The 20,099-nt window shown below is 65.8% G+C and carries 19 protein-coding genes; 13 read left to right on the top strand and 6 right to left on the bottom strand.

All coding sequences use genetic code 11. The features are described 5' to 3' along the window. Positions 1-466: 466 nt before the first annotated feature. Positions 467-1,378 carry a hydroxymethylbilane synthase gene (gene hemC, locus ACUXVE_RS16020; protein WP_033832280.1) on the top strand — a complete coding sequence of 304 codons (912 nt, stop codon included), beginning with the start codon at positions 467-469 and terminating at the stop codon, positions 1,376-1,378. Positions 1,379-1,494: 116 nt separating this feature from the next. On the opposite strand, the gene ACUXVE_RS16015 is transcribed toward hemC, so the two are convergent. Together ACUXVE_RS16015 and ACUXVE_RS16010 are read right to left on the bottom strand one after the other, a co-directional pair. Next, the gene (locus ACUXVE_RS16015; protein ID WP_025877391.1) at positions 1,495-2,271 is read right to left on the bottom strand and encodes a DUF481 domain-containing protein; all 777 of its coding nucleotides are present in this window, start codon (positions 2,269-2,271) and stop codon (positions 1,495-1,497) included. A gap of 107 nt (positions 2,272-2,378) precedes the next feature. After that, on the bottom strand, positions 2,379-2,981 hold the full coding sequence (locus ACUXVE_RS16010) for a LolA family protein (protein WP_032976576.1): 603 nt from the start codon (positions 2,979-2,981) through the stop codon (positions 2,379-2,381). Positions 2,982-3,062: 81 nt separating this feature from the next. Here ACUXVE_RS16010 and ACUXVE_RS16005 point away from each other — a divergent pair, with 81 nt between their 5' ends. Both ACUXVE_RS16005 and ACUXVE_RS16000 read left to right on the top strand, forming a co-directional pair. Further along, complete coding sequence (locus tag ACUXVE_RS16005; protein ID WP_025877388.1) at positions 3,063-4,034, top strand: helix-turn-helix transcriptional regulator; 972 nt, start codon at positions 3,063-3,065, stop codon at positions 4,032-4,034. 26 nt (positions 4,035-4,060) lie between these two features. Further along, complete coding sequence (locus ACUXVE_RS16000) at positions 4,061-4,855, top strand: MetQ/NlpA family ABC transporter substrate-binding protein (protein WP_222388323.1); 795 nt, start codon at positions 4,061-4,063, stop codon at positions 4,853-4,855. A 67-nt stretch (positions 4,856-4,922) separates the two neighbouring features. Here ACUXVE_RS16000 and glpK read toward each other — a convergent pair whose 3' ends face one another. The 3 genes from glpK to ACUXVE_RS15985 form a co-directional block, all read right to left on the bottom strand. After that, a complete protein-coding gene (glpK, locus tag ACUXVE_RS15995) occupies positions 4,923-6,422 on the bottom strand; it encodes a glycerol kinase GlpK (RefSeq protein ID WP_445514781.1) in 1,500 nt (499 codons plus the stop codon). A 63-nt stretch (positions 6,423-6,485) separates the two neighbouring features. Continuing rightward, on the bottom strand, positions 6,486-7,970 hold the full coding sequence (glpD, locus tag ACUXVE_RS15990) for a glycerol-3-phosphate dehydrogenase (RefSeq protein ID WP_445514780.1): 1,485 nt from the start codon (positions 7,968-7,970) through the stop codon (positions 6,486-6,488). A 120-nt stretch (positions 7,971-8,090) separates the two neighbouring features. Further along, positions 8,091-8,726 (bottom strand): OmpW/AlkL family protein, encoded by a 636-nt coding sequence (locus tag ACUXVE_RS15985; RefSeq protein ID WP_049464294.1) that lies wholly within the window; start codon positions 8,724-8,726, stop codon positions 8,091-8,093. A gap of 186 nt (positions 8,727-8,912) precedes the next feature. Between ACUXVE_RS15985 and ACUXVE_RS15980 the strand changes: the two genes are divergently transcribed. From ACUXVE_RS15980 to ACUXVE_RS15965, 4 genes are all read left to right on the top strand, one after another. Next, positions 8,913-9,482, top strand: a complete 570-nt coding sequence (locus ACUXVE_RS15980; RefSeq protein ID WP_025877378.1) for a DNA-deoxyinosine glycosylase — start codon at positions 8,913-8,915, stop codon at positions 9,480-9,482. Between the two features lie 113 nt (positions 9,483-9,595). After that, complete coding sequence (gene aceF / locus ACUXVE_RS15975; RefSeq protein ID WP_445514779.1) at positions 9,596-11,326, top strand: dihydrolipoyllysine-residue acetyltransferase; 1,731 nt, start codon at positions 9,596-9,598, stop codon at positions 11,324-11,326. 107 nt (positions 11,327-11,433) lie between these two features. Next, a complete protein-coding gene (gene lpdA, locus ACUXVE_RS15970; protein WP_445514778.1) occupies positions 11,434-13,242 on the top strand; it encodes a dihydrolipoyl dehydrogenase in 1,809 nt (602 codons plus the stop codon). A gap of 395 nt (positions 13,243-13,637) precedes the next feature. Then, positions 13,638-14,456: a hypothetical protein gene (locus tag ACUXVE_RS15965; protein WP_445514777.1), complete on the top strand. Its 819-nt coding sequence runs from the start codon at positions 13,638-13,640 to the stop codon at positions 14,454-14,456. Positions 14,457-14,542: 86 nt separating this feature from the next. Here ACUXVE_RS15965 and ACUXVE_RS15960 read toward each other — a convergent pair whose 3' ends face one another. Next, the gene (locus ACUXVE_RS15960) at positions 14,543-15,361 is read right to left on the bottom strand and encodes a hypothetical protein (RefSeq protein ID WP_445514776.1); all 819 of its coding nucleotides are present in this window, start codon (positions 15,359-15,361) and stop codon (positions 14,543-14,545) included. 496 nt (positions 15,362-15,857) lie between these two features. Between ACUXVE_RS15960 and ACUXVE_RS15955 the strand changes: the two genes are divergently transcribed. From ACUXVE_RS15955 to atpA, 6 genes are all read left to right on the top strand, one after another. Next, the gene (locus ACUXVE_RS15955; RefSeq protein WP_032952006.1) at positions 15,858-16,190 is read left to right on the top strand and encodes a hypothetical protein; all 333 of its coding nucleotides are present in this window, start codon (positions 15,858-15,860) and stop codon (positions 16,188-16,190) included. Between the two features lie 31 nt (positions 16,191-16,221). Then, positions 16,222-17,010, top strand: a complete 789-nt coding sequence (atpB, locus tag ACUXVE_RS15950) for a F0F1 ATP synthase subunit A (RefSeq protein ID WP_025877369.1) — start codon at positions 16,222-16,224, stop codon at positions 17,008-17,010. Positions 17,011-17,074: 64 nt separating this feature from the next. Next, on the top strand, positions 17,075-17,377 hold the full coding sequence (gene atpE, locus ACUXVE_RS15945) for a F0F1 ATP synthase subunit C (protein ID WP_025877367.1): 303 nt from the start codon (positions 17,075-17,077) through the stop codon (positions 17,375-17,377). A gap of 114 nt (positions 17,378-17,491) precedes the next feature. Next, positions 17,492-17,962 carry a F0F1 ATP synthase subunit B gene (locus tag ACUXVE_RS15940; protein WP_025877365.1) on the top strand — a complete coding sequence of 157 codons (471 nt, stop codon included), beginning with the start codon at positions 17,492-17,494 and terminating at the stop codon, positions 17,960-17,962. A gap of 2 nt (positions 17,963-17,964) precedes the next feature. Beyond that, a complete protein-coding gene (locus ACUXVE_RS15935; RefSeq protein WP_049464303.1) occupies positions 17,965-18,492 on the top strand; it encodes a F0F1 ATP synthase subunit delta in 528 nt (175 codons plus the stop codon). A 44-nt stretch (positions 18,493-18,536) separates the two neighbouring features. Next, entirely contained in the window at positions 18,537-20,084 is a 1,548-nt protein-coding gene (gene atpA / locus ACUXVE_RS15930; protein WP_033832276.1) for a F0F1 ATP synthase subunit alpha, read from the top strand. The last annotated feature ends 15 nt before the right edge of the window (positions 20,085-20,099 follow it).

The raw sequence follows: 20,099 nt of genomic DNA, 5'->3' as shown, positions 1-20,099 counted from the left end.
CGCCCATCCCGCCTCGCCCTCGCGAATTTTCCGGTGACGGACAGCAAAAGAGCGTTGGTGTTATCGGGTGGGGAAAGAGGGGTCAGATCCCTTTTTCCTGCGGAAAAGGGATCTGACCCCGGAAGTCGCCGGCTGTTGCTTCTGCTTCTGCTTTTTTCTTTTTTCTTTTGATCTTCCGTGGCTGACGCACACGGAAACTGTCAGAGGCCGGGCGGGGTGGGCTGCGCAGGGGCGTGAGCCGCATGGGCCCGAGGCATGCCTCGGGCGGGTTGGGCAGGATGCCCAACCCCGGTCTTGCCGGGTGCGCAGGACAGCGCACACGAGCAAGCGGCGACCGAGCTTACATGGACGTACTTGCAGCGACCCCTGCGCAGTCCACCCCGCCCGGCCAAGCACAGCTGTTGCTTCCAGCCACGAGGGGCTCCGCCGTTGGCCGTATCCCGCCGATAGGCGCGATAATGAAGGGATGGAAACCGTCCGCATCGCCACCCGCAAGAGCCCGCTCGCCCTCTGGCAGAGCGAACACGTCGCCGACCGCCTGCGCCAGGCACATCCCGATCTGCACGTGGAACTGGTGCCGATGAGCACCCGCGGCGATGAGGTGCTGGACCGCTCGCTGGCGGCCATCGGTGGCAAGGGCCTGTTCCTCAAGGAACTGGAACTGGCCATGCTGCGTGGCGAGGCCGACTGCGCGGTGCACTCGTTGAAGGATGTGCCGATGGAACTGGATGCGCCGTTCGCGCTGCCGGCAATGCTGACCCGCCACGATCCGGCCGATGGTTTCGTCTCCAACCTGTATGCCTCGCTGGATGCACTGCCGATCGGTGCGCGCGTCGGTACCTCGTCACTGCGCCGCCAGGCCCAGCTGCGTGCGCTGCGCCCGGACCTGGAACTGCTGGACCTGCGCGGCAACGTCAACACCCGCCTGGCCAAGCTCGACAACGGCGGCTACGACGCCATCGTGCTGGCCGTGGCCGGGCTGGAACGGCTGGGCCTGGGCAATCGCATCGTCGCCCGCCTGCAGCCGCCGCAGTGGTTGCCGGCACCAGCACAGGGCGCGGTGGCGGTGGAGTGCGATGGCGGCAATGCCGCGCTGATGGCGCTGTTTGCAGGCCTGGATGACGCCGCCACGCGCGCCTGTGTGGAAGCGGAGCGGGCCATGAACCGCGCGCTGCACGGCAGCTGCCATGTGCCGGTGGCGGCGATTGCGCAGTGGCAGGGCCAGGATCTGCACCTGCAGGGGCTGGTCGGCAGCGCCAGCGACGGCCGCGCGGTGCGTGCCGACGCCGTGGGCCCGGCCAGCGACCCGGAAGCACTGGGTCAGCGCGTGGCGAAGATGCTGCTGGATGCGGGGGCTGGCGAGCTGTTGAACGTCTGAGCCACCGCAGGTAATGCCGGCCGCTGGCCGGCAATCTCATGAACCCGATGAAATGCAGTTGCCGGCCGGCGGCCGGCACTACCAAAAGCAGAACGGGCGCCAGGCGCCCGTTTCGCTTATTTGAACTTGTAGACCACGTTCATCGTGGTCAGCGTATCGGTCTTGCGCTTGTCCTCGGCGACGTCGCTGTTGTAACGCGCCTGCCAGCCGGCCTTCAGCGCCAGGTGCTCGTTCATGCTCACCGAGACGCCAAAATCGTTCTGGCCGAAGGTGTTGTACGAACCCGATTCGACCAGCAGCGTGTTGATCAGGTCGGTGTTGTCGGTCAGCGAGTACTTCAGGTCGAACAGGCCGCGACCGATCAGGCCGGTGCGGGTGCGGTCGTCCTCGGTGCTGTGGGTACGGCGCACACCGGGGCCGATCTGCGCATCGAACGAGAAACGCTCGGTGTTCCACAGCCGGGTGCCGTAACCCAGACCGAACGAGCTCTGCCGGTCGTAGGTGGCGAAATCATCACGCTCGGTACGTACCGTGGCCGTCAGCTGGCGATGTTCGCCCAGCTGCAGCGCGCTGCCTGCACTGCCGGTGTAGCGGTTGGCGGTGGTGTTGTTGCGGCGCGTGGTGGTGCCGTCGTCGCTGGTTTCGGTCACCTTGGAGCTGGAGCGCAGGCCGAACAGATCCATGCTGTGCACCCAGTCGCCATCGGTGTAGCGCAGGCGCAGGCGGCCGTTGAAGCTCTCGGTGCTGCTGTTGCCACGTGCCGACGCGAAGCCGAGTTCGCCACCACTGCCGCTCCACGGCGAGGACATCGCCGCCAGTTCGGAGGCATCCTGCGCATACGCCAGCGGGGCGCAGAGCAGCAAGGGGACCAGCAGGGACACGCGCAGGGACATCGAGGCTTCTCCGAAGCGGTTGGCAGCCGGTGATGATACTGGAAGCGTGATGACCGTCCGAATCGCCCGTCCCGCCTGCTTCAGCAGGCGTTGTCGGCCAGGCCCATTCAGGGCAGGTCGACCTGCAGGGCAGGATCGTTGAAGCGCGAGTACCGCAGCCGCAGCTGGAAGGGCTTGCCGTTGTTGTGGCCGCTGCGCACGATCTGCCGCGGCAGGCCCTGCGCATCCACCCAGTACTCCAGCCGCTCACCGGCCGTGGCGCCACGCAGGCGGTAGTGGCGGGTGCTGACGCCGTCCAGCGTCTGCTCGCCCAGGTCTTCGGCCTGCAGGGCCTGTGCGGGGATATCGGCAGGCAGCGGGCTGCGCCATTGCTCCAGCAGCCCCGGCGGGGTCGGCACCTGGCGGATCGCATCGTCGGCCTGCAGGAACATGGTGTCGCCGATGATCACCTGTGGTCCGGCAGGGGTCTGCACCCGGAACCGGTCCGGGGCGACGAAGTCCATCGCGGTACGCACCGGCTGCTGCGCGCCCAGCACCTCCAGCTCGGCATGGAAGCTGCGCAGGGCGGCAAAGCGCTGGCTGGCAGACAGCACTGCCTGCGCCGGATCGGCAGCGGGGACGGGCGTGGCAGCGTCGGTGGGCGCCGGTGCGCGGTCGCAGGCGGCCAGCAGCAGGCAGGCCAGCAGGGGCAGGACAGACAACCGGCGCATCGGGCGCTCCACGGGGCAGGGGGCGCCCACGATAGCCCAATCGTCCGCCACAACGCCCGAGACTCGGACATAATCGGGGGCATGGACCGATACGAACGCATCACCGCCCTGCATCGTCTGCTCAAGTCCGCACGCTATCCGGTGACGGTGGCGACCCTGCAGGACAAGCTCGGTTGCTCCCGGGCCACCGTCTACCGCGACCTGGCGTTCCTGCGCGATGCGCTGATGGCGCCGATCGAGGGCGATGGCGAGGCCGGCTTCCGCTACCTGGCCGACGAGAGTGACCGCTTCGAGCTGCCCGGCCTGTGGCTGAGCTCGGAGGAGCTGCACGCCCTGCTGGCCTCGCAGCACCTGCTGGCCCGTACCGGCGGCGGCGTGCTGTCTTCGGTGCTGGCGCCGCTGCAGCAGCGCATCGAGAGCCTGCTGGCCGCCCAGGCTGGTGTTTCCAGCTGGCCGGTGGATCGGGTGCGGGTCATTCCGCACCGTGGCCGCAAGTTCGATGAAGCCAGCTTCCGTTCGGTGGCCTCGGCGGTGCTGGAGCGCAAGCAGCTGGGCTTTGAGTACCGCGCCCGCTCGACCGACGAAGCGACCAAGCGCACCGTATCGCCGCAGCGGCTGACCCATTACCGCGACAACTGGTACCTGGACGGCTGGGACCATGATCGCGAGGCCCTGCGCAGCTTTGCGGTGGACCGCATCTACAAGGCGCGGGTGATCGACAGCACCGCCCGCGATGTCGCCGACAGCGAACTGGACGAGCAGCTCGGCGCCAGCTACGGCATCTTCTCCGGTGCGCCCAAGGGCTGGGCAACCATCCTGTTCAGTGCCAAGGCCGCGCGCTGGGTGGCCGACGAGCACTGGCACTCCAAGCAGCAGGGACGCTTCCTCGCCGATGGCCGCTATGAACTGAAAGTGCCCTACAGCGTGTCGCGCGAACTGTTGATGGACGTGTTGCATTACGGGTCCGATGCCGAGATCGTCGAGCCGATGATGCTGCGCGAGCAGGCCAAGGCACTGCTGGAACTGGCCCTGACCAACTACGAAAAATCCTGACACCTCCCCCGAGATCGATTGCGCCCATGAAGAAGACCCTGTTGCTGCCCCTGTTCGCTGCTGCGCTGGCCCTGACCGCCTGCGGCAAGTCCGGTGAGCCTTCGCAGAAGCTGGTGGTGGCCGCCACCGCCGTGCCGCACGCCGAGATCCTGGACGTGGTCAAGCCGATCCTCAAGCAGGAAGGCGTGGAGCTGGACGTGCGCGTGTTCAACGACTACGTGCAGCCCAACGACCAGCTGGTGCAGAAGCAGGTGGATGCCAACTACTTCCAGACCGAACCGTACCTGGACGCCTACAACCGTGATCGCAAGACCGACCTGACCAAGGTGGTGGGCGTGCACATCGAGCCGTTCGGTGCCTACTCGCGCAAGATCAAGTCGCTGGCCGAACTGCGTGAAGGGGCCGATGTGGTGATCCCCAACGACCCCAGCAACAACAGCCGCGCGCTGATCCTGCTGCACAAGGCCGGCGTGATCGAGCTGAAGGACCCCACCAATGCGCTGGCCACACAGCGCGACATCGTCTCCAACCCGAAGAACCTGAAGTTCCGCGAGCTGGACTCGGCGATGCTGCCGCGCGTGCTCGACCAGGTCGATCTGGCCCTGATCAACACCAACTATGCACTGGATGCCGGCCTCAACCCGACCAAGGACGCGCTGGCGATCGAGAGCAAGGACTCGCCGTACGTGAATTTCCTGGTCGCCCGCCCGGACAACAAGGACGACGCCCGCGTGCAGAAGCTGGCCAAGGCGCTGACCAGCCCGCAGGTGAAGGCCTTCATCGAGACCAAGTACAAGGGCGCGGTGCTGCCGGCGTTCTGATGTCGGGTAGCGCCGGGCCATGCCCGGCGGAATGGGTGTCGCCGGGCATGGCCCGGCGCTGCCGCCCTCAATCGACGTGGAAGGCGAGGGTGGCGGCCACGGCCTGCTGCCACCCGGCGTAGAGTTTCTCGCGCCGGGCCACCGCCATCTGCGGTTCGAAGCGGCGATCGAGCCCCCACTGTGCCGCGATCTGTTCGCGGCTCTCCCAGAAGCCGACCGCCAGCCCGGCCAGGTAGGCCGCACCCAGCGCGGTGGTCTCGGTCACCCGCGGTCGCAGCAGGGGGACGCCGAGGATGTCGGCCTGGAAGCTGGCAAGGAAGTCGTTGCCGATCGCGCCGCCATCGGCGCGCAGTTCACTGAGCGAGATGCCCGCATCGGACTGCATCGCATCCAGAACGTCGCGGGTCTGGTAGGCCATCGCCTCCAGCGCTGCGCGCACGAAGTGGGCCTTGCCGGTGCCACGGGTCAGGCCGAACATCGCACCGCGCACGTCGCTGCGCCAGTACGGTGCACCCAGGCCGACGAAGGCCGGCACCAGGTACACCCCCGCGCTGTCGGGCACCTGTGCGGCCAAGGCCTGGCTGTCAGCAGCGCGATCGATCATGCGCAGCCCATCGCGCAGCCACTGCACCACCGAGCCGGCGATGAAGATCGACCCCTCCAGCGCGTACTCCACCTTTCCCTCCAGGCCCCAGGCAATGGTGGTCAGCAGGCCATTGCGCGAGCGCACGGCCTGCGTGCCGGTGTGCATCAGCATGAAGCAGCCGGTGCCATAGGTGTTCTTGACCATGCCTGGCTGGAAGCAGGCCTGGCCGAACAGCGCGGCCTGCTGGTCGCCGGCGATGCCGGCAATCGGGATCGGATGGTCGAAGAAGAACTGCGGGCGCGTGTGCGCGTATACCGAACTGGAATCGCGCACCTGCGGCAGCATCGCACGCGGGATGTCCAGCAGGGCCAGCAGGTCCTCGTCCCAGCCCAGGGTATGGATGTTGAACAGCAGCGTACGCGCGGCGTTGCTGTAGTCGGTCACGTGCGCCTGGCCGCCGCTGAGATTCCACACCAGCCAGCTGTCGATGGTGCCGAACAGCAGCTCGCCACGTTCGGCCCGCTGCTGCGCGCCTTCCACGTGGTCGAGGATCCAGCGGATCTTGGTGGCCGAGAAATAGGCATCGATCAGCAGGCCGGTACGCTCGCGGATCAGCGCTTCGTGGCCGTCGGACTTCAGCCGCTCGCAGATCGCCTGGCTCTGCCGCGACTGCCAGACGATGGCGTTGTGGATCGGCTGGCCGCTGGCACGGTCCCAGACCACGGTGGTTTCGCGCTGGTTGGTGATGCCCAGTGCGGCGATGTGGCGGGGATCGATCTGTTCGCGGCTGAGCAGTTCGGTGATCGTGGCGTAGACGCTTGTCAGGATCTCGCGCGGGTCATGCTCGACCCACCCCGGCTGTGGAAACAACTGGGCAAACTCGCGCTGCGCGCTGCCGACGATGTCGCCGGCGCGATCGAACAGGATCGCGCGCGAACTGGTGGTTCCCTGGTCGATGGCCAGCACGTAGCGGGGCGTCATGCAGCGTCTCCGGTGGCGATGTTGAGATCGTAATGCATCGGCGGCGCCGGGCCGCGCGCGGCATTACCGGCGATGTGAATCCATCCAGGCCTGCAGCCGTGCCGCCTGTGCCGCGTCCATCTGCAGCCCCAGCTTGCTCCGCCGCCACAGTACATCCTCGGCGCTGCGGGCCCACTCGTGGTCGCACAGGAACGCCACCTCGCGCGCGTGCAGGCCCGCGCCAAAGTCTTCGCCCAGATCGAACAGGCAGCGTGCGCCGTGCAGCAGGTCGATGCTGCGACTGCCATAGGCGCTGGCCCAGCGCCGCAGCGTGGCCTCCGGCAGCCAGGGGGCCTGGTGCCGAAGCTGTTCCCGTGCCTGCCCGGCATCGCCCCAGTCGCTGCCGGGCAGTGGCTCGCCTGCCGCCGTCCAGGCAGGGCCGGCGGCAGGCAGATAGGGGCGCAGCAGGTCCAGTGCCTCCTCGGCCAGTACCCGGTACGTGGTCAGCTTGCCGCCCAGCACGTGCAGCGCAGGCGCACCTTCGGCGTCCAGTTGCAGGCGATAGTCACGGCTCAGTTTGGCCGCGCGCGGGTCCGGGTCGGCCAGCAACGGGCGCACGCCGGCAAACTGCCAGACCACCTCGGCAGGTGCGACCGGATCACGCAGGTAGCCGTTGGCAGCGCTGCACAGGTAGTCCACTTCCGCAGGCAGCACACTGCAGCGTGCGGGGTCGCCGCGATAGTCGGTGTCGGTGGTGCCGATGAGCAGATGGTCGTGGAAGGGCAGCAGGAACACCACGCGGCCGTCGGGCTGCTGCAGCAGGCAGGCGCGGTCGTTCGGCCAGGCGCGGCGCAGCACGATGTGGCTGCCCTGTACCAGGCGCAGCGCAGGACCGCCGCTGCGGGCGTGCATGCGCTCCAGCAGACCGCCGGCCCAGGGGCCTGCGGCGTTGACCACCGCCTGTGCCTGCACGGTCTGCTGATGGCCTGCGGCGTTTTCCAGTACGGCGTGCCAGCGTCCGTGCCCGCGTTGCAGGTCCACGCAGCGCGTGCCGGTCAGGATGCATGTACCCCGCTGCGCAGCGTCGAGCGCGTTGAGGATGACCAGCCGCGCATCATCCACCTGCGCGTCGGCGTAGCTGAAGGCGTGCTGCAGCTGTGGCGACAGCAGCGCGCCGAGTGGATCGGCGTGCAGGTCCACGGCGCGCGACGCGGGGAAGGCGGGACTGCGCCGGCCCAGATGGTCGTACAGCCAGAGCCCGAGCCGCAGCATCCAGCGCGGGCGCAGGTGCGGCTGCCACGGAAGCACGAAGCACAGCGGCCGCACCAGGAACGGCGCCTGCCGACGCACCACCTCGCGCTCGCCCAGCGCCTTGCGCACCAGGCCGAACTCGCCCTGTTCCAGGTAGCGCAGACCGCCATGGATCAGCTTGCTGCTGGCGCTGGAGGTGTGTGCTGCCAGGTCGTGCTGTTCGCACAGCAGCACCTTCAGGCCGCGGCCGCTGGCATCGCGGGCGATACCGGCGCCGTTGATGCCACCGCCGATCACCAGCAGGTCGACCTCGTGCATCGCGCCTCCGCATCCCGTCCGTGTAGATCCGACTGTCAGTGGACTCTACAGAACCCGGGTGACGGAAACGACGACGGGCCCCGAAGGGCCCGTCGCGGTACAACAATGACGCAGAAGCGCTTAGAAGCGGGCGCCGATGCCGAAGCCGACGGTCCACGGATCCATCTTCGCTTCGCCGATCTTCTCGCCGCCGACCTTCACGTCCGGACGCGAGCGCATGTAGCGGGCGTCGGCACGGGCGAACCAGGTCGAGTTGATGTTCATGTCCACACCGACGGTGCCGATCACGCCCTTGGCATCCTTCAGGCGGATGTCCGAGTCGCTGCCGTCGGCCAGGGTTTCATTGCTGAAGGCCGACTGGAAGTAGCCCACGCCCACGAACGGACGGAACACGTTGTCAGCCTGGCCGAAGTGGTACTGGCCGCTCAGCGCGACCGGCTGCTGCTCGACGCTGCCGAGGCGGGCATTGCCCGGGCCCTTCACCTTGTGGTCGAACTTGTCTGCAGCGCCCCACAGCTCAACGGCCCAGTTGTCGTTGATGTAGTAGCTGAAGCTGACGGTCGGTGCCGGGCCGCCATCGACCTTCTTGATGCCGTCGATCGGGTCATTCTTCGGCTGCAGCAGCGAGACGCCGCCAACCACGGCAAAATGCTTGCCCGAGGCGGTATCGGTGGTGCTGCTGTCCTGCGCGAAGGCAGCCGGTGCGAACGCGGCGGAGGTCAGCAGGGCGAGGCTCAGGATACGGATGGAGCGCATGGGGGAATCTCCTAATGTTTCTTGTTTTGGGCCCCCGGTTGCGGGGCGTGCACACCGTAGTCGCCCCAACATGAATCGAATCCGACGCGCGTTAAAAATTAGTTCGCACTGTTCAGCGAACAGCGCGAAATCCCTGTTTCCATGCGGTTTCTGCCCTCCCGGAATATTCATGCAGTTGGAGAAGATGTGAGCGCTGCAACGTTGTGCATCGGCCTGCCTGCGCAGGTGAACGCGGATTGCCGGGTGCTGCTGCTGGGTTCAATGCCCGGTATCGCTTCGTTGCAGGCACAGCATTACTACGCGCACCCGCGCAATCGTTTCTGGCCCTTGCTCGGCGATCTGTGCGGCTTCGACCCGGCAATGCCGTACGCGCAGCGACTGCAGGCGCTGGCAGCCAATGGCGTCGGCCTGTGGGATGTGATCGGCCGCTGCGAACGACGCGGCAGCCTGGATGCGGACATCGTGCGTGGCACGGAAGTGGCCAATGCACTTCCCGCACTGATCGCCGCACTGCCTGACCTGCAGCTGATCGGCTGCAACGGTGGCGCGGCGATGCAGGCCTTCCAGCGCTGGGTGCAGCCGCAGCTGGCCACGTCGGCCAAGGTGCTGGCGCTGCCGTCCACCAGTCCGGCCAACGCAGCGTGGTCCTTGCCGCGCCTGCGCCAGGCCTGGCAGCCGGTGGCCGTCGCACTGGCGACATCAAGCGGACATCGGCAGGACAATACGCTACCGACTGGAAGCGCCGGCGGGCCATGAGCAACAGCGTGTCCCGGCTGCGTGCGTACTGAAAACACCTGTAACGGTTGGCGCTGGCTCCCGCTGGCCGCACAATAGACGTTTCCCTACACCAGATTGCCGGAGTTCTCCCCATGGCCGAAATCAAGGAAGCACGTGTCCCCGATATCGGTGACTACAGCGATATCCCGGTAATCGAGGTGCTTGTTGCCGTCGGCGATACGGTGAAGAAGAACCAGGGCCTGGTCACGCTGGAAAGCGATAAAGCGACCATGGAGGTGCCGTCCTCGGTGGCCGGCGTGGTCAAGGAAATCAAGGTCAAGCTGGGCGACAGCCTGTCCGAAGGCAAGGTCGTGGCACTGATCGAAGTGGCCGACGGCGAGGCTGCCCAGCCGGCCGCGGCTGCTGCACCCGCCGCGGCGCCCGCACCGGCCAAGGCCGCTGCTCCGGCCGCTGCCACCCAGGCCGCTCCCGCTCCGGCCGCTGCTGCCGCCCCCGCTGCCAGCGGCGGCGCGGTGGAAGCCCTGGTGCCGGATATCGGCGATTACAGCGGCATTCCGGTCATCGAAGTGCTGGTCGCCGTGGGCGATACGGTGAAGAAGGACCAGGGCCTGGTCACGCTGGAAAGCGACAAGGCCACCATGGAAGTGCCGTCGTCGGTCGCCGGCGTGGTCAAGGAGATCAAGGTCAAGGTCGGCGACAACCTGTCGCAGGGCAACGTGGTCGCCATCATCGAAGCCGAAGGCGCTGCCGCCCCGGCCCCGGGCAAGGCTGCCGCCGCTGCTGCCCCGGCCGCCGCCGAGACCGCCACCAAGGTCGAGCCGGTCGCCGTGCCGGCCCAGCCGGACAAGCTGGCCGCCCGCGAGATCGCCAGCGCCCCCTCGGCCGGTGCGCCGACCAGCCCGCCGGTGCAGTTCAATGCCGATGGCGTGTTGCCGGCCAAGGTGCCCTACGCATCGCCGGTGGTGCGCGTGTTCGCCCGTGAGCTGGGTGTCGACCTGCTGCAGGTCAGCGGCAGCGAGAAAGGCGGCCGCATCACCAAGGCCGACGTGCAGAAGTTCGTCAAGGCCGCGCTCAGCGGCGGCGCTCCGGCAGCTGCCGGTGGCACCGTGGCTGCCGGCGGTGGCCTCAACCTGCTGCCGTGGCCGAAGGTTGATTTCAGCAAGTTCGGCGACGTGGAAGTGCAGCCGCTGTCGCGCATCAAGAAGATCTCCGGTGCGAACCTCGCCCGCAACTGGGCGATGATCCCGCACGTCACCCAGTTCGAGCAGGCCGACATCACCGACCTGGAAGGCCTGCGCGTGGCGCTGAACAAGGAGAACGAGAAGGCCGGCATCAAGCTGACCATGCTCGCCTTCCTGATCAAGGCCAGCGCTGCGGCGCTGAAGAAGTTCCCGGAGTTCAACGCTTCGCTGGATGCCAGCGGCGAGAACCTGACCCTGAAGAAGTACTTCAACATCGGTTTCGCTGCCGATACCCCGAACGGCCTGGTCGTTCCGGTCATCCGCGACGTCGACAAGAAGGGCGTGGTGCAGATCGCGCAGGAAACCGGCGAGCTGGCCAAGAAGGCGCGTGACGGCAAGCTGGGCCCGGCCGACATGAGCGGCGGTTGCTTCTCGATCAGCTCGCTGGGCGGCATCGGCGGCACCGCGTTCACCCCGATCGTCAATGCCCCGGAAGTGGCCATCCTCGGCGTCTCCAAGTCGTCCATCCAGCCGGTCTGGAATGGCAAGGAGTTCGCTCCGAAGCTGATGCTGCCGCTGTCGCTGAGCTACGACCACCGCGTCATCGATGGCGCCCTGGCCGCACGCTTCACCACGTACCTCTCGCAGGTGCTGGCCGACATGCGCCGCGTGCTGCTGTAAGGCACCGCTTCGCCCCCACCGTGCGGCCGCTGCCCCTGGCGCGGCCGCCTGTCGAAACGCAGTGACAGCCCGCCGGCCACGCCGGTCGGGCACGAGGAAAACCCACCATGGCCACGATTGAAATCAAGGTTCCCGACATCGGCGATTACAGCGATGTGCCGGTGATCGAAGTGCTGGTCGCCGTTGGCGATACGGTGAAGAAAGACCAGGGTCTGGTGACCCTGGAGTCGGACAAGGCGACCCTGGAAGTGCCGTCCTCGGCAGCCGGCGTGGTCAAGGAAATCAAGGTCAAGCTGGGCGACACGCTGTCCGAAGGCGCGGTCGTCGTGCTGCTGGAGACCGAAGGCGCCGCTGAAGCGCCGGCCAAGGCCGCTGCGCCGGCCCCGGCGGTTAGCGCCCCGGCCAGCAAGCCGCCGGTGACGCCGTCGCACCGCGCCCCCGCCGAGCCTGCAGCACCGAAGCCGGCGCTGGCCAGTGGCAAGGCCGCCGACATCGAGTGCGAAATGGTCGTGCTGGGCTCGGGCCCGGGCGGCTACACCGCCGCCTTCCGCGCCGCCGACGTCGGCCTGGATACGGTGCTGGTCGAACGCTACGCCAGCCTCGGCGGCGTCTGCCTCAACGTGGGCTGCATTCCGTCCAAGGCACTGCTGCATGCCGCTGCGGTGATCGACGAAGTTGCCCATGCCGGTGATTTCGGCGTCGAGTTCGGCAAGCCGACCATCACCCTGGACAAGCTGCGCCAGTACAAGGAAAAGGTCGTCAACCAGCTGACCAAGGGCCTGGCCGGCATGGCCAAGCAGCGCAAGGTCCGCAATGTGCAGGGCGTTGGTACGTTCGTGTCGGCCAACGAACTGCTGATCACCGCTGAAGACGGCAGCACCCAGCTGCTGCGCTTCCAGAAGTGCATCATCGCCGCCGGTTCGCAGGCGGTGAAGCTGCCGAACTTCCCGTGGAACGACAAGCGAGTGATGGACTCCACCGACGCGCTGGAACTGGCCGAAGTGCCGGGTTCGCTGCTGGTCGTCGGTGGCGGCATCATCGGCCTGGAAATGGCCACCGTGTATGGCGCGCTGGGTAGCAAGGTCACCGTGGTCGAGTTCATGGACCAGCTGATGCCGGGCGCCGACAAGGACCTGGTCAAGCCGCTGGCCGACCGCCTGAAGAAGCAGGGCATTGACGTGCACCTGAAGACCAAGGCCTCCGGCGTGACCGCCGATGCCAAGGGCATCACCGTGACCTTCGAAGCCGCCGAGGAAGGCCAGGCGCCGGCATTGGCGCAGGGCACCTTCGACCGCGTGCTGGTGGCCGTGGGTCGTTCGCCGAACGGCAAGAAGATCGATGCTGAAAAGGCCGGCGTGCAGGTGACCGATCGTGGCTTCATTCCGGTCGACCGGCAGATGCGCACCAACGTGCCGCACATCTTTGCCATCGGCGACATCGTCGGCAACCCGATGCTGGCCCACAAGGCCACGCACGAGGGCAAGCTGGCGGCCGAAGTGGCTGCCGGGCACAAGAAGGAGTGGGTGGCGCGGGTGATTCCGTCGGTGGCCTACACCAACCCGGAAATCGCCTGGGTTGGCGTCACCGAGACCGAAGCCAAGGCCAAGGGCCTGAAGGTTGGCGTGGCCAAGTTCCCGTGGGCCGCCAGCGGCCGCGCGATCGGCATCGGCCGCACCGAGGGCTTCACCAAGCTGATCTTCGACGAGGACAGCCACCGCATCATCGGCGGTGCGATCGTCGGCGTGCACGCCGGTGATCTGCTGGCCGAGATCGGCCTGGCGATCGAGATGGGTGCCGAGGCCGAAGACATCGGCCACACCATCCACGCGCACCCGACGCTGAGCGAATCGGTGGCGATGGCCTCGGAAATCTACGACGGCACGATCACCGATCTGTACATGCCGAAGAAGAAGTAACGCGCCCGCGTTTGGTAGCGCCGGGCCATGCCCGGCGGACTTGCCATGTGAAACGGAAAGCCCGGCGAAAGCCGGGTTTTTTCTTGCCGGCCATTGCTGTCTGACCACGTCGATTCTGTCGTATGTGGCCCGTGGCGGCCCTTGCGCCCGGCGCGCGTTAGTGAGGTCCTTTGGGAATCCCGTCCGTGGCTCTCAATGCGCAGATAGGGGCATCGCGCTGCCAACTACGGCGATGGTTGTCGTTTACGGCCTCAAGTGCGTCCCCGCATCAGCTTGTGCCGGCTTCGGAGGGGGTGGCAAACCTCGTCGCGGTGGACAGCCGCTGTTTGATGTGGCCAAGAATCAGGAACTATCTTCTCCAGTCCAATCATCGGCCAACAGTCGCGACCCTGACCATGACGCATCCGCAATCTCCTCAGACTGGGGAGCTTATCGAAACCTTCACATACAGCAAGTGGCCGCTTGTACTCATGTACGCATTGGCAGGGATATTTTTTCTGGCAGCTGCATTCCTGCTCGTACTGAAGAATCACGTACCGGTCGATGGCTACAGGACCATCCACTTGGGCGTAGCACTTGTGCTGGTGTGTGGACTGGCTGTTCTGGGGCTGACGGTATGGCAGGGAACGCTGCGCAAGGCCCGGTATGAAGTCTATGAGCGCGGGATCACCGAGGTTGTCGGCAGGAAGCGCACCTACATCGCGTTCGCTGAGATGCAGGACCTCTACCTGTTTGGTACAGGCAAGCTGGGAGCGGCGGGGTTTCTTACCGATGTTGCCTACCGCCTCGCACCAACGACCGCCTTCCACTGGGCAAACCAACATCTTGGGCGGCATCTCGAATTCATGCAGTTGGTCTGCCAGCTGCACGTGCGGGAACGCCTTCCGGTGATGATCACGGCATTGAGCTCGAACTCGGTGGTTACCTTCAACTACGTCTCCAGCGGACAGGTCTGGAAAAAGCGCATCCTTGGGAAATACCTGGATGTCACGACCCAGCCCCTCCTGCTGACCCGCAGCCATATCGAAGTGGGTGGGCGCCGCATTCCAGCTGCAACGGTGGCCCAGGTCGATATCAACCAGTGGAGCGAGCGCATCACGATCAAGGATGCATCAGGTGCCGTGGCGTTTTCCACGATACCGAGCGGGATCTTCAGCCTGGATCTCTTTCTGGAAACGTTGGCCTGGATCCTTTCAGACGACAATCAGGTCTGATTGAGCCTGCGACAAACAAGAACGCGGCGCCCGTTGCCGGGGCGCCGCGCTGGAGAGAGAGAGAGAGAGAGAGAGAGCGGTAACGCTTAGAAGCTGACGCTGATACCCGCCACCGGGCCCTTGAATTCCTGCTTCAGGCCGATGGTGCCGTCGCTGCCCTTCTTGTCCGCATCCAGCTTGAACCAGTCGTAGCCGGCGAACACGCCGAAGTTCTGGGTGAAGCGGTAATCGACGATCGCGTTGGCGCGGCTGAGGTCACCCTTGTAGTCGTCGAAGCTGCCCCAGCGCGTGTTGAGGTACTGGCCCTGCAGGGTGATCATCCACTTTTCGGACGGGGTGAAGCTCAGGCGTGCACCGACCACCGGCGCCACACCGTCGGTCTTCTCGTCCAGGAACTGGCCTTCATACACCGTGCCCAGGTCGGCGTAGCCCTTGGTGCTGACCTTGGCGTATTCGGCACCCAGCTGCAGCCCGAGGTCGAACTTCTCGGTGTCCACCACCGAGTAGTCATACACGAGGCTGGCCACCTGGTACTTCAGCTCGGCCTTGACGAAGCTGTCGGCCGGCACGTTGACGTTGCCGAAGGAAATGTCCTGGCCAAGCGTCTCGCGGCGGTCCTTGTCGTACTTGAAGTAGTTGAACAGCAGGCGCTGACGGTTGCTGATGCGGAACATGCCGTCGATGCGCGGCTCCCATTCCTTGCCACCCAGCTTGAAGTCCTCGGAGAAGCCAATGTCCTGGCCGGCGACATTGGTGTTGCCGCGCAGGGTGTTGTCCGAGTCGATGTTCATCGCGCCCAGGCGCAGGGCGAAGCGGTCATCGCCTTCGGCGGCATGGGCGGAGGAGGCGAACGACGCGCCGGCGGCGAGAAGCGAGAGGGCGAGCAGGGTGGGGACGGAGCGCATCGAAAGAGTCCTTGCAGTGGTTCATCGGAATGAAGGCCACTTTGCCGGACGTCGCTGTCCACCATTCGTGAAGGTATGGTCCACGCGGTGTGGACGGTTCAGCGCTGTCAGCGCCCTGCGAAAAGATGGCCCCGGAGCGGCGCTTCGGGGCCATCGTGGGGACCTGCAGGCGAAGCGTCGACGAGGTAGCTGCAGGCAGGTCGGAAGATGGGACCACGGCCGTCGGCGGAAAGTTCCGTCGCCTGCGACCAAAGTTCAATACGTTGCGCTGCAACATCGCGCAGATGGCATTGTCCCCGTGGTGGGCTGCAAAACCGCAGCCCTTACCGCAACTTGCGCTGTTCCGATATGAACAGGCAGCGGTTGTCTCGCAAATTGTCCCATTGCTATAATTTGGCGGCTCGATGAGGCCCCCCTGCTGTAGTCGCCTCAGCCATCCACTTGTAACCACGCGGGACGTCCTGTGCTGAACTCCGTAGAAACGGGTCGGCGACTGATGCTGCGCGCCGCGGTCTACCCGCTGGCCGCGGTGGCTGTCCTGGCTCTGGCCTTCCTGCTGGTGGGGCCGAAGTATGCCCTTGGTGCCCTGGCATCCGGTGTGGCGGTTTCGGCCGGTGGTTGGGTGGCGGCACGGATGGCGCTGGGTGGTGGTGCGCTGGGGGCCGGTTCGGCCATGGCACGCCTGATCGTTGCGATCGTGGCCAAGTGGGCGCTCGTTTTTGGTGTCCTGATGGTGGGATTCCTGGTCTTCAAGCTGCCTGCACTGGCGCTGTTGGCCGGTATCGCCGTCGGGCTGATGTTCCAGGTCCTGGCCATGGCCAGGCGCTAATCGAATTCATTTAACTTAAGGTTCCGGACACATGGCAGGCGAGGCGCTTACACCCACCTCCTACATCCAGCATCACCTGCACAATCTGACGGCAGGTCATGGCACTCCGTGGGCGATCCACGTGGACACGCTGGTAACCTCGCTGCTGATGGGCCTGGTAATGGTCGTCGCCTTCTGGATGGCGACCCGCAAGGCCACCTCCGGCGTGCCGGGCAAGTGGCAGGCGTTCGTCGAGATCTGCCTGGAGTTCGTTGACCGCCAGGCCAAGGACACCTATCACGGCACCAGCAAGCTGGTGACCCCGATCGCGATCACGATCTTCTTCTGGATCCTCCTGATGAACCTCATCAAGATGATCCCGGCCGACTTCATCGCCAAGCCGCTCGAGCTGATGGGCGTGCCGTACTGGAAGCCGGTCCCCACCGCAGACGTCAATGCCACCCTGGGCATGTCGATCAGCGTGTTCTTCCTGATGCTGTTCTTCGCGTTGCGCGCCAAGGGTATTGGTGGTTTCACCAAGGAATTCCTGACCGCACCGTTCGGCAAGTGGATGATGCCGTTCAACCTGATCCTGAACATCGTCGAGTGGCTGAGCAAGCCGATTTCGCTGGCGATGCGACTGTTCGGCAACATGTTCGGCGGTGAAATCGTGTTCCTGCTGATCTGGGTGCTGGGCGGTGCAGGTATCGCCGGCATGTTTGCAGGCGCGTTCGCCGGCTTCGGCTGGATGCTGTTCCACCTGCTGGTGATCCCGCTGCAGGCCTTCATCTTCATGATGCTGTCCATCGTGTACCTGAGCCTGTCGGAAGACGCTCACTGAGTTTCGCTTCACCCTTCATCCGTTTGTTTCTAAACCCTTAGCAATCAAGTTCCTGGAGAAAACCATGTACTTCGCCGTCCTGACCAATCTCGCCCAAGTTCAGAGCTCCACCGTCCTCGCCGTCGGCATCATGATCGGCCTGGCCGCGCTGGGCGCCGGTCTGGGTCTGGCCATCATGGCCGGTAAGTTCCTGGAGTCGGCCGCGCGCCAGCCGGAACTGATCCCGGTCCTGCAGGTCCGCATGTTCATCACCGCCGGCCTGATCGACGCCGCCTTCATCATCTCGGTCGCCGTGGGCCTGCTGTTCGCCTTCGCCAACCCGCTGGTCGGCGAGTTCGTCTCGCGCCTGCCGGCAATCGCTGGCTGATCCAGCGAAAGTGAAACGACCGGGCGCCGCAGGCGCCTGGTCGCGGATGAAGGTTCGGAGGCGCCGCCCGTGTGGCGGCGCATCCATCCCGTCACAACCGACTGAGCGAACCCCATGGATATCGGTTTTACCCTCATCGCCCAGGCCCTGGCCTTTGCCGCCCTGATCTGGCTCATCGCGACCAAGATCTGGCCGCCGCTGATGAACGCGATCGAAGAGCGCCAGCAGAAGATCGCTGAAGGCCTCGCTGCTGCCGACCGCAGCCAGAAAGATCTGGCCCAGGCGCAGGACAAGGTCAATGAAGCGCTGAAGGAAGCCCGCACCAAGGCCAACGAGATCATCGACCAGGCCCACGCGCGTGCCAACCAGATCGTCGACGCGGCCCGCAACGAAGCTGTTGCCGAAGCCACCCGTCAGAAGGACCTGGCCCAGGCCGAAATCGACGCCGCCGCCAACCGTGCCCGTGAAGATCTGCGCAAGCAGGTGTCCGCGCTGGCCGTGACCGGTGCCGAAAAGCTGCTCAAGCGCGAAATCGACGCCAACGCCCACAAGGCGCTGCTCGACGAGCTGGCCTCGGAGATTTAAGGATGAGCCAGGCCCTCACGCTTGCCCGCCCGTACGCCCGCGCCGCCTTCGCGACCGCGCGTGACGAAGGCGCGTTCGCGCCGTGGTCGGACGCTTTGGCGTTCTCCGCCCACGTCGCCGCCGACCCGCGCGTGGCGGCCCTGCTCGCCAACCCGGAGCTGGGTCGCGATGACGCCATCGCCCTGCTGGCGCCGGAGTCCCGCGGCGAGACCTACTCGCGCTTCCTGGCTGTGCTTGCCGAGTCGCATCGCCTGCCGCTGCTGCCGGAGATCGCCGGCATGTTCGACGCCCTGCGCGCCGAGGCCGAGCACGTGGTCAAGGCCACGGTGACCTCCGCGGCCGAGCTGTCGGTTGCCGAGCTGGACGCGATCAAGGCCGCGCTGCGCAAGCGCTTCAACCGCGAGGTCGAAGTGACCACCGCGGTCGACGCCTCGCTGATCGGCGGCGCTGTGATCGACGCCGGCGACGTGGTCATCGATGGTTCGCTGAAGGGCAAGCTGGCCCGTCTGCAGACCGCGCTCGCTAACTGAATTCATTTAACGTCCGGCCCCGCTGCCGGCACTAGGACTTGACGATGGCAACCACGCTCAACCCCTCCGAAATCAGCGAACTGATCAAGAACCGCATCGAGAAGGTCAAGCTGGCCGCGGAATCGCGCAACGAAGGCACCGTGACCAGCGTGTCCGACGGCATCGTGCGCATCTTCGGTCTGGCCGACGTGATGCAGGGCGAAATGATCGAACTGCCGAACAACACCTTTGCCCTGGCCCTGAACCTGGAGCGCGACTCGGTCGGCGCCGTGGTCCTGGGTGGCTACGAGAACGTGCGCGAAGGTGACGTCGCCAAGACCACCGGCCGCATCCTGGAAGTGCCGGTCGGTCCGGAACTGCTGGGCCGCGTCGTCAACGCGCTCGGCGAGCCGATCGACGGCAAGGGCCCGCTGGCCACCCAGCTGACCGCTCCGGTGGAGCGCGTTGCTCCGGGCGTGATCTGGCGCAAGTCGGTCGACCAGCCGGTGCAGACCGGTTACAAGTCGGTCGACTCGATGATCCCGATCGGCCGTGGCCAGCGCGAGCTGGTCATCGGTGACCGCCAGACCGGCAAGACCGCACTGGCCATCGATGCGGTGATCAACCAGAAGGGTACCGGCATCAAGTGCGTGTACGTAGCGATCGGCCAGAAGGCCTCGACCGTTGCCAACATCGTGCGCAAGCTGGAAGAGAACGGCGCCCTGGCGCACACCATCGTGGTGGCTGCCACCGCGTCCGAATCGGCCGCGATGCAGTACATCAGCGCCTACTCGGGCTGCACCATGGGCGAGTACTTCATGGACCGCGGCGAAGACGCGCTGATCGTGTACGACGATCTGTCCAAGCAGGCCGTGGCCTACCGCCAGATCTCGCTGCTGCTGAAGCGCCCGCCGGGCCGTGAAGCCTACCCGGGTGACGTGTTCTACCTGCACTCCCGTCTGCTCGAGCGCGCTGCCCGCGTGTCCGAAGAGTACGTCGAGAAGTTCACCAACGGTGCGGTGACCGGCAAGACCGGTTCGCTGACCGCGCTGCCGATCATCGAGACCCAGGCCGGCGACGTTTCCGCGTTCGTTCCGACCAACGTGATCTCGATCACCGACGGCCAGATCTTCCTGGAAACCGATCTGTTCAACGCCGGCATCCGCCCGGCCGTGAACGCCGGTATCTCGGTGTCGCGCGTCGGTGGTTCGGCGCAGACCAAGATCATCAAGAAGCTGTCCGGCGGCATCCGTATCTCGCTGGCCCAGTACCGCGAGCTGGCTGCGTTCGCGCAGTTCGCCTCGGACCTGGACGAAGCCACCCGCAAGCAGCTTGAGCGCGGCCAGCGCGTCACCGAGCTGATGAAGCAGAAGCAGTACGCGCCGATGTCGATCGCCAACCAGGCGCTGTCGATCTACGCCGTCAACGAGGGTTACCTCGACGACGTGCCGGTCAGCAAGCTGCTGGCGTTCGAAGAAGGCCTGCACGCGCATTTCGCCAACACCCAGGGCGAACTGATCGGCAAGGTCAACGCCACCGGCGGTTGGGACAACGACATCGAAGCTGCCTTCAAGAAGGGCATCGTCGAGTTCAAGACCACCGGCAGCTGGTAATCGAGGTCCTGTAGA

It is taken from the genome of Stenotrophomonas sp. 3(2025) (genome assembly GCF_052665395.1).
The sequence above is the reverse complement of the archived record's forward strand: the minus strand, read 5'-3'. Positions and strand labels throughout refer to the sequence as shown.

What these genes read in the sequence shown, in the direction of transcription:
- ACUXVE_RS15935 (WP_049464303.1), top strand. Translation starts at nt 17,965, where the DNA reads ATGAGCCAGGCCCTCACGCTTGCCCGCCCGTACGCCCGCGCCGCCTTC.
- ACUXVE_RS15955 (WP_032952006.1), top strand. Translation starts at nt 15,858, where the DNA reads ATGCTGCGCGCCGCGGTCTACCCGCTGGCCGCGGTGGCTGTCCTGGCT.
- atpB (WP_025877369.1), top strand. Translation starts at nt 16,222, where the DNA reads ATGGCAGGCGAGGCGCTTACACCCACCTCCTACATCCAGCATCACCTG.
- ACUXVE_RS15940 (WP_025877365.1), top strand. Translation starts at nt 17,492, where the DNA reads ATGGATATCGGTTTTACCCTCATCGCCCAGGCCCTGGCCTTTGCCGCC.
- glpD (WP_445514780.1), bottom strand. Translation starts at nt 7,970, where the DNA reads ATGCACGAGGTCGACCTGCTGGTGATCGGCGGTGGCATCAACGGCGCC.
- ACUXVE_RS16015 (WP_025877391.1), bottom strand. Translation starts at nt 2,271, where the DNA reads ATGTCCCTGCGCGTGTCCCTGCTGGTCCCCTTGCTGCTCTGCGCCCCG.
- ACUXVE_RS15985 (WP_049464294.1), bottom strand. Translation starts at nt 8,726, where the DNA reads ATGCGCTCCATCCGTATCCTGAGCCTCGCCCTGCTGACCTCCGCCGCG.
- atpA (WP_033832276.1), top strand. Translation starts at nt 18,537, where the DNA reads ATGGCAACCACGCTCAACCCCTCCGAAATCAGCGAACTGATCAAGAAC.
- hemC (WP_033832280.1), top strand. Translation starts at nt 467, where the DNA reads ATGGAAACCGTCCGCATCGCCACCCGCAAGAGCCCGCTCGCCCTCTGG.
- ACUXVE_RS16000 (WP_222388323.1), top strand. Translation starts at nt 4,061, where the DNA reads ATGAAGAAGACCCTGTTGCTGCCCCTGTTCGCTGCTGCGCTGGCCCTG.
- ACUXVE_RS16005 (WP_025877388.1), top strand. Translation starts at nt 3,063, where the DNA reads ATGGACCGATACGAACGCATCACCGCCCTGCATCGTCTGCTCAAGTCC.
- ACUXVE_RS15960 (WP_445514776.1), bottom strand. Translation starts at nt 15,361, where the DNA reads ATGCGCTCCGTCCCCACCCTGCTCGCCCTCTCGCTTCTCGCCGCCGGC.
- atpE (WP_025877367.1), top strand. Translation starts at nt 17,075, where the DNA reads ATGTACTTCGCCGTCCTGACCAATCTCGCCCAAGTTCAGAGCTCCACC.
- ACUXVE_RS15965 (WP_445514777.1), top strand. Translation starts at nt 13,638, where the DNA reads ATGACGCATCCGCAATCTCCTCAGACTGGGGAGCTTATCGAAACCTTC.
- ACUXVE_RS16010 (WP_032976576.1), bottom strand. Translation starts at nt 2,981, where the DNA reads ATGCGCCGGTTGTCTGTCCTGCCCCTGCTGGCCTGCCTGCTGCTGGCC.
- aceF (WP_445514779.1), top strand. Translation starts at nt 9,596, where the DNA reads ATGGCCGAAATCAAGGAAGCACGTGTCCCCGATATCGGTGACTACAGC.
- glpK (WP_445514781.1), bottom strand. Translation starts at nt 6,422, where the DNA reads ATGACGCCCCGCTACGTGCTGGCCATCGACCAGGGAACCACCAGTTCG.
- lpdA (WP_445514778.1), top strand. Translation starts at nt 11,434, where the DNA reads ATGGCCACGATTGAAATCAAGGTTCCCGACATCGGCGATTACAGCGAT.